The sequence below is a fragment of the Streptomyces sp. GL_148 genome (genome assembly GCF_057834205.1).
The window spans coordinates 1,875,906-1,887,697 of record NZ_CM174396.1; the positions used below are offsets into that span (position 1 = coordinate 1,875,906).

Consider the following 11,792-nt stretch of genomic DNA (forward strand, 5'->3'; position numbering starts at 1 on the left):
GCTGGCCCCCGGCAACGCGGCCGCATCCGCGACTACTCGGCGCGAGCCACCGAACGGGCTCGCGCCGCGGGAATCACCAGCGGCGTCCCCGTCTCCGGGTCCGAAATGACTTGGCACCGCAGCCCGAACACCCGCTCCACCAGCTCCGCCGTGACCACCTCGGCCGGCGGCCCCTCCGCCACGACCTTCCCGTCCCGCATCGCGATCAGGTGGGTGGCGTAGCGCGCCGCGTGGTTCAGATCGTGCAGCACCGCGACCAGCGTCCGCCCCTGCTCCTCGTGGAGCTCCGCGCAGAGGTTCAGCACCTCTATCTGGTGCTGGATGTCCAGGTAGGTCGTCGGCTCGTCCAGCAGCAGCAGCGGCGTCTGCTGCGCCAGCGCCATCGCGATCCACACCCGCTGGCGCTGCCCGCCCGAGAGCTCGTCCACCGCCCGGTCCGCGAGCTCGGCAACCCCGGTGGAGGCCATCGACTCCCCCACGATCCGCTCGTCCTCGCCCGACCACTGCCGCAGCAGCCCCTGGTGCGGATAGCGGCCCCGGGAAACCAGGTCCGACACCGTGATCCCGTCCGGGGCGATCGAGGACTGCGGCAGCAGCCCCAGTGTCTTGGCGACCTTCTTCGCCGGCATCGACCCGATGGCCTGCCCGTCCAGCAGCACCCGCCCCACCGTCGGCTTCAGCATCCGCGAAAGGGCCCGCAGCAGCGTGGACTTGCCGCAGGCATTCGGCCCGACGATCACGGTGAAGGAGTGGTCGGGGATCTCCACCGACAGGTTCTCGGCGATGACCCGCTGGTCGTAGCCGAGGGTCACGTTCTCCGCGGTCAGCCGCTGCACTTGCCTGCTCCTCTGGTTACTCATGCCCCTCTGGCCCCTCTGGTTCCTCATATGCGGCCCGCCTTGCGCTCGGTGACGAGCAGCCAGAGCACGTAGCAGCCGCCGACCAGGCCGGTCACCACCCCCACCGGCAACTGGTCGGCGCCGAAGGCCCGCTGCGAGGCCCAGTCGGACACCAGCAGGAGGAGGGCGCCCATCAGCGCGCCGGTCAGCAGGCTCGCCCCGGGCGAGCGGGTCAGCCGGCGCGCGAGCTGCGGCGCGGCCAGCGCGACGAAGCTGATCGGTCCGGCCCCGGCGCTGGCCGCGGTGGTGAGCAGGATCGCCGCCACCATCAGCAGCAGCCGGGTCCGCTCCACCCGCACCCCGACGGCGTACGCCGCGTCGTCGCCCATCTCGATCATCCGCAGGGCCCGGCTCTGGCCGAGGACCAGCGGAAACAGCACCGCGCAGGTCGCGAGCAGCGGCCAGACCTGCGCCCAGTCCCGGCCGGCCAGCGAGCCGGTCAGCCAGACCATCGCGCGCGTGGCCTCGACGAGCTGCGCCTTCGTCAGCAGGTACTGGATGACGGCGGTGAGCATCGCGGAGGCGCCGATGCCGACGAGGACCAGCCGGTAGCCGTGGACGCCCTGCTTGTACGCGAGCAGGTACACGGCGATTCCGGCCACCAGCCCGCCCACGAGGGCCCCGACGGCCACCTCGCCGGCGCCGCCGTGGAACAGCACGATGACCAGCAGCGCGCCGACGGCCGATCCATAGCCGAAGCCGAGCACGTCCGGCGAGCCGAGCGGGTTGCGCGAGACGGACTGGAAGACGGCTCCGGCCATCCCGAGGGCGGCGCCCACCAGGACGCCGACCAGGACCCGCGGCAGCCGCAGGTCGTTGACGATGAACTCGTGCGCGGGCGTGCCGTTGCCCAGCAGGGTCTGTACGACGTCCCAGGGGGCGATGTCGAAGTCGCCGGTGCCGATGAGCAGGACGGCCATCGCCAGCGTGAGCACGAGGAGCAGCGCCCCCACGCCGAGCGCGCGCCGCTCCACCCGCAGCGATATCCCGCCGGGCAGGTGCACCGGCCGGGGCCCGGTCCGGCCCCCGCGCGCCTTGCCGCGTGCGTCGGTCACTGTCACAGCTGGGCCATCCTCTTGCGCCGGACGAGGTAGATGAAGACGGGTCCGCCGATGAGCGCCGTGACGATGCCGACCTGGAGTTCGGCGGGCCGGGTGACGACCCGGCCGATGACGTCGGCGCCGAGCAGCAGGACGGGCGAGAAGACGGCCGAGTACGCGAGCACCCAGCGCATGTCCGGGCCGGTGAAGAACCGCACGAGGTGCGGGATCATCAGGCCGACGAAGACGATCGGCCCGCAGGCGGCGGTCGCGGCCCCGCACAGCAGGGTGATGGCGATCATCGCGCCGATCCGGGTCCGCGTCAGGTGCGCGCCGAGCGCCCGCGCGGTGTCGTCACCCATGGCCATGGCGTTGAGCGGCCGGCCCAGGCTGAGCGCGAGGACGGCGCCGACCAGCAGGAAGGGTGCCACTTGCCGGACGGTCTCCATGTTCGCGGAGGCCAGCGAGCCCACCGTCCAGAAGCGGAGCTTGTCCAGCGCCTTGCTGTCCATCAGCTGCACGGCGTTGATGTACCCGACGAGGGCGGCGGTGGCCGCCGTACCGGCGAGGGCCAAGCGCACGGGCGTGGCGCTGCGGCTGCCGCCGAGCACGTACACGGCCACGGAGACGACGGCGGCGCCCAGGAAGGCCCACCACACGAACTCGCTGAGCGAGGACGCCCCGAAGAAGCTGATGGCCGATACGACGGCCGCCGCGGCTCCCGCGTTGACGCCGAGGTTGCCCGGCTCGGCCAGCGGGTTGCGGGTCAGGGCCTGCATCACGGCGCCGGACAGTCCGAGGCCGAGGCCGACGAGGACGCCGAGGAGGGTGCGCGGGACCCGCAGGTCCCGCACGACGACGTCGGAGGTCGTCCCCGAGTAGTGGAACAGGCCGTGCCAGACCTCGTGGAGGGGCATCTGCTTGGCGCCGACGGCGATGCTCGCCACCACGATCAGCGCGAGCACGCCGAAGGCGGCGAGCAGACCGGCGGCTCGCGCACCGTGGCGCGAGCGGGTGGCAGCGGCCGGCGCCGCGCTCGGTTCGGGGGGACTCTCGACCAACACGAAAGTTAGGCTAACCTACCTTCCCCCTTGCCCGGGTCCCCCGAACGGCCCTCCCGCCGGGTCCTCGGACCAGGCCCCGACCGGCCCTGACCTGCCAGGACCCGGCGAAACCCGCACCGGCGGCCCGGCTCCGCCGGCGCGTGCGGCCGGTACAGATCACAGCCCCTTGCAGCCCTTACAGCCCCAGCCTGGCCAGTGCCTTGCCCGCGTCCAGCCCGCACGAGCCGTCGCCCGCCTGGGTCCAGGCCGCCGCGCACAGCGCCCGCAGCCCGTCGGCGCCGGCCGGTCCGCCGTCCTCACCGCGCAGCTCCAGTACGCCGTCCAGCGCCACCGCCGTCCAGCTCCCACAGCGGAACCCGCCCCCGTCGGCCGCCACCACCTCCGGCTGCCCGGTCAACAGCCCGCGCAGGTCCCGGTCCACGTACGTCGGCCGGTACTTCGGCTCGGCCCGCAGCAGCTGCGCCCCGTCCGTCACCCCGGTCAGCACGAGCAGCGAGTCCACGTCCCCGTTGAAGGCGCCCTCGATGTCGGTGTCCAGCCGGTCCCCGACCACCAGCGGCCGCTTCGCCCCGGTCCGCAGCACGGTCTCGCGGTGCATCGGGGGCAGCGGCTTGCCCGCCACCTGGGGTTCGGCGCCCGTGGCGATCCGTACGACCTCCACGGCGGCCCCGTTGCCCGGCGCGATCCCCCGCGCCCCCGGAATCGTCAGGTCGGTGTTCGAGGCGTACCACGGCACCCCGCGGTTGATCGCGTACGAGGCCTCCGCGAACCGCCCCCACGGCAGATCGGGTCCCCCGTACCCCTGGACCACGGCGACGAGCCCCTCCTCCTCGGCGGAGTCCACCGGCACCAGCCCGCGTTCGCGCAGCGCGACCCGCAGGCCCTCGCCGCCGATCACCAGCACCTTCGAGCCGGGCTCCACCTGCTCGGCGATGAGACGGGCCACCGCCTGCGCGGAGGTGATCACCTCGCCGGCCTCCGTCGGGATCCCCAGCTCGCTCAGGTGCTCGGCGACCGCGTCCGGGGTGCGCAGCGCGTTGTTCGTCACGTACGCCAGGTGCATCCCGTCGGCCCGCGCCGCGGCGAGCGAGTCCACGGCGTGCACGATGGCCTCCCCGCCCGCGTACACCACGCCGTCAAGGTCCAGCAGGGCCGTGTCGTACGCCTGGTGCAGACTCCGCTCACTGCCCGCGGGAAGGGTCCTGCTCTGCCGGGTCATGGTGTCCGCTCCTCCTGGGGCCCCTCCCAGCGGCGGCTGGGGGAGATCGATCTTGTCCGGTTTCCGTACTCCCCCGATCATCCCGCATGGCGAGACGGGTCTTACGATTCTCCAATGACCACATCTGGCACCGCGGACCATGGACTGCGCCTGATCCCGTTCCACGGCCTGCGCTATGTCCCGGAGCGTGTCGGCAGCCTGGCCGCCGTCACCTCGCCGCCGTACGACGTGGTCGTGCGCCCCGACGGACTCAACCACCTGGAGTCCGCCGACCCCCACAACATCGTCCGCCTGATCCTCCCGCAGGCCGACACCCCCGCCGCCCGCAACCAGCAGGCCGCGCACACGCTGCGCGACTGGCTCGCGGACGGCATCCTCAGCGCCGACCCGGTGCCCGCGCTCTACGTCTACGAGCAGCGCAGGGGCGAGCTGCTCCAGCGCGGGGTCATCGGGGCCCTCGCCCTCTCCACCGCCGACGAGGGGATCGTCCTCCCCCACGAGGACGTCATGCCCCACGTGGTCACCGACCGCGCCGGCCTGATGCGCGCCACTTCGGCCAACCTCGAACCGCTCCTCCTGACCTACCTGGGCGACGATCCGGCCGCGGGCGCGGCAGCGGTCGTCGAGCGCACCGCCCACTCCACCCCGCTGTTCTCCACCACCACGGAGGACGGCTTCCAGCACCGGCTGTGGGCCATCACGGCCCCCGCCGACCTGGCGGCGATCACCGCCGATCTGGGCGACCGTCAGGCCCTCATCGCCGACGGCCACCACCGCTGGGCGACGTACCTGCGCCTCCAGGAGGAGCACGGCTCCCCCACCCCCTGGGACTTCGGCCTGGTCCTCCTCGTCGACACCGCCCGCTATCCGCTCCAGGTCCGCGCGATCCACCGGCTGCTCCGGCGCCTGCCCCCCGCCGACGCCCTGGCCGCCCTCGACGGCCGCTTCCAGGTCCGCACCGTCGACGGACCGCTGTCGGCCGCCATGGCCGCCCTGGCCGAGGCCGCGGAGCTCGGCAACGCCTTCCTGCTCACCGGCGACGGCACCTTCCATCTGGTCACCGACCCCGAGCCGGCACTGATCGAGCGCACGGTCCGCGGCGACCGCCCCGAGGCCTGGCGCCGACTGGACGCCACGGTCCTCCACGCGACCCTGCTGGACACCCTCTGGGCCGTTCCCGACGCCCCCGACCAGATCTCGTACATCCACGACACCGAGGCCACCGTCGAGATGGCGGAGCGCCTCGGCGGCACGGCCGTCCTGCTGCACCCGGTACGCGAGTCGGTCGTACGGGAACTGGCCCGCCAGGGCGTGACGATGCCCCGCAAGTCCACCTCCTTCGGCCCGAAGCCGGCCACCGGCCTGGTCCTGCGCAGCGTGGACTGACGGACCCCGACCAACGAAAAAAGGGCGGTACCCCCATCGGGGGTACCGCCCTTTCTCAGCTCACTCAGCCCTCGTCGCGGACTCCGGCGTCACGACGCTCGTCGTCGTCGTCCTCGTCCTCGTCGAGAACGACGATCTCGTCGGTGACGTCGACGTCGTCAACATCCGCGTCGGCCTCGCCTTCGTACTCGTCGTCGTCCTCGTCGTAGTACTCGGCCTGGTCGGAGGCACGCTCGGCCGCCGCGACCTCCGGGTCGTCGTCGTCCTCGTCCTCGTCCTCGTCGTCGAAGTCGTCCTCGACCTCGACATCCACGTCGTCCGAGTCGTCGGCGGAGGCGTCGACGAACTCGACACCGTCCAGCTCGGCGAGACGGTCCGAGGCGTCCGTGGCCCCGTCCTTGTCGGCCTCAAGGGTCTTGGCGAACCACTCGCGTGCCTCGTCCTCACGACCGGCCGCCAGCAGGGCGTCGGCGTAGGCATACCGCAGGCGCGCGGTCCACGGCTGCACCGAGCTGGAGGCCAGCTCCGGGCTCTGCAGGGTCACGATGGCGGCGTCGAGCTGGTCCATGTCCCGGCGGGCACCGGCCGCGACGAGACGCATCTCGACCTGTCCGGCCTTGTCCAGCTTCTGCACCTCGGGCTCGCCGGCCATGGTCAGCGCCCGCTCCGGACGGCCGAGGCCGCGCTCGCAGTCGGCGATGACGGGCCACAGCTCCACCGAACCGGTCATCCGCTTGGCGGCGCGGAACTCCGCGATCGCCTCGGCGTACTTCTGGTTGGCGTACGCGGCGAAGCCGGCGGCCTCGCGCACGGCGGCGACACGGGAGGCCAGACGCAGGGCGATGCGCGAGTACGCGTACGCCTGCTCCGGGTCCTCGTCGATCAGCCGGGCCACCATGACCAGGTTCTTGGAGACTTCCTCGGCCAGCCCCTTGGGCAGGCTCAGCAGCTCCTGGCGAACGTCGGAGTCGATCTCGAAACCGGTGACGTCGTCGTCGATCGGAAGTCGCTTGACCGGGTCCCGGTCCGCACGGAAGTCACGGTCGCCACCCCGGTCGTCACGACCGCGGAACCCACCGCGGTCGCCACCCCGGTCATCGCGACGCGGGTACGAGGGACGGTCGCCGCCACGGTCGTCACGACCGCCGCGGAAGCCACCACGGTCGTCATCGCGACGCGGGTACGACGGACGGTCGCCACCGGAGGGACGGTCGTCACGACGCGGGTACGAAGGACGGTCGCCGCCACGGTCGTCACGACCGCCACGGAATCCACCACGGTCGTCATCCCGACGCGGGTAGGACGGACGGTCGCCACCGGAGGGACGGTCGTCACGACGCGGGTACGAAGGACGGTCGCCGCGGTCGTTCCCGCGGAATCCACCACGGTCGTCGTCGCGACGGGGGTAGGACGGACGGTCGCCACCGGAGGGGCGGTCGTCACGACGCGGGTACGAGGGACGGTCGCCGCGGTCGTTGCCACGGAAGCCGCCGCCGGAGGGGCGGTCCCCACCACGGTCGTCGCGGCGCGGGAAGGAGGGACGGTCGCCGCCACGGTCGTCACGACCGCCACGGAAGCCACCACGGTCATCGTCCCGACGGGGGTAGGACGGACGGTCGCCACCGGAGGGGCGGTCGTCACGGCGGAAGCCACCACCGGAGGGACGGTCACCGCGGTCGTTGCCACGGAAACCGCCACCGGAGGGGCGGTCGTCGCGACGCGGGTACGAGGGACGGTCGCCACCAGAGGGGCGGTCGTCGCGACGCGGGTACGAGGGACGGTCGCCACCACGGTCGTCGCGGCGCGGGAAGGAGGGACGGTCGCCGCCACGGTCGTCACGACCGCCACGGAAGCCACCACGGTCGTCGTCCCGACGGGGGTAGGACGGACGGTCGCCACCGGAGGGTCGGTCGTCACGACGCGGGTACGAGGGACGGTCACCCCGGTCGTTGCCACGGAAACCGCCACCGGAGGGACGGTCCCCACCACGGTCGTCGCGACGCGGGAAGGAGGGACGGTCGCCGCCACGGTCGTCACGACCGCCACGGAAGCCACCACGGTCGTCATCGCGACGCGGGTAGGACGGACGGTCGCCACCGGAGGGGCGGTCGTCACGGCGGAAACCGCCACCGGAGGGACGGTCACCGCGGTCGTTGCCACGGAAACCGCCACCGGAGGGACGGTCCCCACCACGGTCGTCGCGGCGCGGGAAGGACGGACGGTCGCCGCCGCCGGCCGGACGGCCGCCACGGTCGTCACGGCGGAAGCCACCACCGGAGGGACGGTCGCCGCCACCGGAGGGGCGGTCCCCACCACGGTCATCGCGACGCGGGTAGGACGGACGGTCGCCGCCGCCGGCCGGACGGCCGCCACGGTCGTCACGGCGGAAGCCACCACCGGAGGGACGGTCGCCGCCACCGGAGGGGCGGTCCCCACCACGGTCATCGCGACGCGGGTAGGACGGACGGTCGCCGCCGCCGGCCGGACGGCCGCCACGGTCGTCACGGCGGAAGCCACCACCGGAGGGACGGTCGCCACCACCGGAGGGACGGTCATCGCGACGGAACGGCGGACGCTCGCCGCCACGGTCGTCACGGCCCCCACGGTAGCCGCCCCTGTCACCGCCGTCGTTGCGCCGAGGCTCGCGCTCCGGACGATCGTCGGGAGAGTTGGACATGGGTGTGACTCCTGTCTTCGGGGTACCGCTAGTCATTCTCGCGCAACCAACCCATGGCCGCGCTTCGGCGTAAAGATCTGGAAAACAAAAAAGACCCCTGCTCCAGCGTTGAACGCTGGACCAGGGGTCCTTTGAAAAATTGTTCGGCGGTGTCCTACTCTCCCACAGGGTCCCCCCTGCAGTACCATCGGCGCTGAAAGGCTTAGCTTCCGGGTTCGGAATGTAACCGGGCGTTTCCCTAACGCTATGACCACCGAAACCCTAATCGGTTTCGAGCGAACAAGCACACTTTGTAGTTATGTTCTAGCTCTAGAAACCAGCAACCGTTCGTTGCTTCAGAACTAACACAGTGGACGCGAGCAACTGAGGACAAGCCCTCGGCCTATTAGTACCAGTCAGCTCCACCCGTTACCGGGCTTCCACATCTGGCCTATCAACCCAGTCGTCTACTGGGAGCCTTACCCTCTCAAGGAGGTGGGAATACTCATCTTGAAGCAGGCTTCCCGCTTAGATGCTTTCAGCGGTTATCCCTCCCGAACGTAGCCAACCAGCCATGCCCTTGGCAGGACAACTGGCACACCAGAGGTTCGTCCGTCCCGGTCCTCTCGTACTAGGGACAGCCCTTCTCAATATTCCTACGCGCACAGCGGATAGGGACCGAACTGTCTCACGACGTTCTAAACCCAGCTCGCGTACCGCTTTAATGGGCGAACAGCCCAACCCTTGGGACCGACTCCAGCCCCAGGATGCGACGAGCCGACATCGAGGTGCCAAACCATCCCGTCGATATGGACTCTTGGGGAAGATCAGCCTGTTATCCCCGGGGTACCTTTTATCCGTTGAGCGACGGCGCTTCCACAAGCCACCGCCGGATCACTAGTCCCGACTTTCGTCCCTGCTCGACCCGTCGGTCTCACAGTCAAGCTCCCTTGTGCACTTACACTCAACACCTGATTGCCAACCAGGCTGAGGGAACCTTTGGGCGCCTCCGTTACTTTTTGGGAGGCAACCGCCCCAGTTAAACTACCCATCAGACACTGTCCCTGATCCGGATCACGGACCGAGGTTAGACATCCAGCACGACCAGAGTGGTATTTCAACGACGACTCCACAACCACTGGCGTGGCCGCTTCAAAGTCTCCCACCTATCCTACACAAGCCGAACCGAACACCAATATCAAACTATAGTAAAGGTCCCGGGGTCTTTCCGTCCTGCTGCGCGAAACGAGCATCTTTACTCGTAGTGCAATTTCACCGGGCCTATGGTTGAGACAGTCGAGAAGTCGTTACGCCATTCGTGCAGGTCGGAACTTACCCGACAAGGAATTTCGCTACCTTAGGATGGTTATAGTTACCACCGCCGTTTACTGGCGCTTAAGTTCTCAGCTTCGCCACACCGAAATGTGACTAACCGGTCCCCTTAACGTTCCAGCACCGGGCAGGCGTCAGTCCGTATACATCGCCTTACGGCTTCGCACGGACCTGTGTTTTTAGTAAACAGTCGCTTCTCGCTGGTCTCTGCGGCCACCCCCAGCTCACGGAGTAAATCCGATCACCAGTGATGGCCCCCCTTCTCCCGAAGTTACGGGGGCATTTTGCCGAGTTCCTTAACCATAGTTCACCCGAACGCCTCGGTATTCTCTACCTGACCACCTGAGTCGGTTTAGGGTACGGGCCGCCATGAAACTCGCTAGAGGCTTTTCTCGACAGCATAGGATCATCCACTTCACCACAATCGGCTCGGCATCAGGTCTCAGCCTTATATGAGGGACGGATTTGCCTACCCCTCGGCCTACACCCTTACCCCGGGACTACCACCGCCCGGGCTGGACTACCTTCCTGCGTCACCCCATCGCTTACCTACTACAAGTCTGGGTCACCGGCTCCACCACTTTCCTTTCCCCGAAGGGTCCGGAACGGCTTCACGGGCTTAGCATCGCCTGATTCGATATTGGGCGTTTCAAAGCGGGTACCGGAATATCAACCGGTTGTCCATCGACTACGCCTGTCGGCCTCGCCTTAGGTCCCGACTTACCCTGGGCAGATCAGCTTGACCCAGGAACCCTTAGTCAATCGGCGCACACGTTTCTCACGTGTGTATCGCTACTCATGCCTGCATTCTCACTCGTGAACCGTCCACAACTAGCTTCCGCTGCTGCTTCACCCGGCACACGACGCTCCCCTACCCATCACAGCGGGCGTTGGCCCTATTGCTGCAATGACACGACTTCGGCGGTACGCTTGAGCCCCGCTACATTGTCGGCGCGGAATCACTTGACCAGTGAGCTATTACGCACTCTTTCAAGGGTGGCTGCTTCTAAGCCAACCTCCTGGTTGTCTCTGCGACTCCACATCCTTTCCCACTTAGCGTACGCTTAGGGGCCTTAGTCGATGCTCTGGGCTGTTTCCCTCTCGACCATGGAGCTTATCCCCCACAGTCTCACTGCCACGCTCTCACTTACCGGCATTCGGAGTTTGGCTAAGGTCAGTAACCCGGTAGGGCCCATCGCCTATCCAGTGCTCTACCTCCGGCAAGAAACACGTGACGCTGCACCTAAATGCATTTCGGGGAGAACCAGCTATCACGGAGTTTGATTGGCCTTTCACCCCTAACCACAGGTCATCCCCCAGGTTTTCAACCCTGGTGGGTTCGGTCCTCCACGAAGTCTTACCTCCGCTTCAACCTGCCCATGGCTAGATCACTCCGCTTCGGGTCTAGAGCGTGCAACTCAATCGCCCTATTCGGACTCGCTTTCGCTACGGCTTCCCCACACGGGTTAACCTCGCTACACACCGCTAACTCGCAGGCTCATTCTTCAAAAGGCACGCAGTCACGACCGTTATTCCGAAGAATAACGGCGACGCTCCCACGGCTTGTAGGCACACGGTTTCAGGTACTATTTCACTCCGCTCCCGCGGTACTTTTCACCATTCCCTCACGGTACTATCCGCTATCGGTCACCAGGGAATATTTAGGCTTAGCGGGTGGTCCCGCCAGATTCACACGGGATTTCTCGGGCCCCGTGCTACTTGGGAGATTCTTAAGCAAGCCGCTGATGTTTCGTCTACGGGGGTCTTACCCTCTACGCCGGACCTTTCGCATGTCCTTCGACTACATCAACGGTTTCTGACTCGCCGACCGGCCGGCAGACCGATCAAAAGAATTCCCACAACCCCGCATGCGCAACCCCTGCCGGGTATCACACGCATACGGTTTGGCCTCATCCGGTTTCGCTCGCCACTACTCCCGGAATCACGGTTGTTTTCTCTTCCTGCGGGTACTGAGATGTTTCACTTCCCCGCGTTCCCTCCACACTGCCTATGTGTTCAGCAGTGGGTGACAGCCCATGACGACTGCCGGGTTTCCCCATTCGGACACCCCCGGATCAAAGCTCAGTTGGCAGCTCCCCGGGGCCTATCGCGGCCTCTCACGTCCTTCATCGGTTCCTGGTGCCAAGGCATCCACCGTGCGCCCTTAAAAACTTGGCCTACAGATGCTCGCGTCCA

At 68.1% G+C, this 11,792-nt stretch carries 6 protein-coding genes, 2 rRNA genes and 1 pseudogene; 1 reads left to right on the plus strand and 8 read right to left on the minus strand.

The window, feature by feature from the left end:
* Positions 1–32 precede the first annotated feature (32 nt).
* The 4 genes from AC3IYI_RS08585 to AC3IYI_RS08600 form a co-directional block, all read right to left on the minus strand.
* Positions 33–887: an ABC transporter ATP-binding protein gene (locus tag AC3IYI_RS08585; RefSeq protein ID WP_489409611.1), complete on the minus strand. Its 855-nt coding sequence runs from the start codon at positions 885–887 to the stop codon at positions 33–35.
* Positions 884–1,960: a FecCD family ABC transporter permease gene (locus AC3IYI_RS08590; protein WP_489409612.1), complete on the minus strand. Its 1,077-nt coding sequence runs from the start codon at positions 1,958–1,960 to the stop codon at positions 884–886. The genes AC3IYI_RS08585 and AC3IYI_RS08590 overlap by 4 nt, the downstream gene beginning before the upstream one ends.
* Positions 1,957–3,000 carry a FecCD family ABC transporter permease gene (locus AC3IYI_RS08595; RefSeq protein ID WP_489411477.1) on the minus strand — a complete coding sequence of 348 codons (1,044 nt, stop codon included), beginning with the start codon at positions 2,998–3,000 and terminating at the stop codon, positions 1,957–1,959. The genes AC3IYI_RS08590 and AC3IYI_RS08595 overlap by 4 nt, the downstream gene beginning before the upstream one ends.
* Before the next feature lie 178 nt (positions 3,001–3,178).
* Positions 3,179–4,222, minus strand: a complete 1,044-nt coding sequence (locus tag AC3IYI_RS08600) for an HAD-IIA family hydrolase (protein ID WP_489409613.1) — start codon at positions 4,220–4,222, stop codon at positions 3,179–3,181.
* A gap of 114 nt (positions 4,223–4,336) precedes the next feature.
* Here AC3IYI_RS08600 and AC3IYI_RS08605 point away from each other — a divergent pair, with 114 nt between their 5' ends.
* Positions 4,337–5,608: a DUF1015 family protein gene (locus AC3IYI_RS08605; protein WP_489409614.1), complete on the plus strand. Its 1,272-nt coding sequence runs from the start codon at positions 4,337–4,339 to the stop codon at positions 5,606–5,608.
* 64 nt (positions 5,609–5,672) lie between these two features.
* On the opposite strand, the gene AC3IYI_RS08610 is transcribed toward AC3IYI_RS08605, so the two are convergent.
* The 4 genes and pseudogenes from AC3IYI_RS08610 to AC3IYI_RS08625 all read right to left on the minus strand — a co-directional run bounded on the left by AC3IYI_RS08610 (position 5,673) and on the right by AC3IYI_RS08625 (position 11,774).
* Positions 5,673–6,554 (minus strand): tetratricopeptide repeat protein, encoded by an 882-nt coding sequence (locus AC3IYI_RS08610; RefSeq protein WP_489411478.1) that lies wholly within the window; start codon positions 6,552–6,554, stop codon positions 5,673–5,675.
* Positions 6,555–6,659: 105 nt separating this feature from the next.
* Positions 6,660–8,321: pseudogene (locus AC3IYI_RS08615) on the minus strand (hypothetical protein); the annotation flags it as partial.
* Between the two features lie 105 nt (positions 8,322–8,426).
* Positions 8,427–8,543, minus strand: a 5S ribosomal RNA gene (gene rrf, locus AC3IYI_RS08620).
* 107 nt (positions 8,544–8,650) lie between these two features.
* A 23S ribosomal RNA gene (locus AC3IYI_RS08625) occupies positions 8,651–11,774 on the minus strand.
* Between the last annotated feature and the right edge of the window lie 18 nt (positions 11,775–11,792).

Bases quoted from the DNA above. Each gene is read 5' to 3' on its own strand.
- AC3IYI_RS08585 (WP_489409611.1), bottom strand. From the start codon at position 887: ATGAGGAACCAGAGGGGCCAGAGGGGCATGAGTAACCAGAGGAGCAGG.
- AC3IYI_RS08600 (WP_489409613.1), bottom strand. From the start codon at position 4,222: ATGACCCGGCAGAGCAGGACCCTTCCCGCGGGCAGTGAGCGGAGTCTG.
- AC3IYI_RS08605 (WP_489409614.1), top strand. From the start codon at position 4,337: ATGACCACATCTGGCACCGCGGACCATGGACTGCGCCTGATCCCGTTC.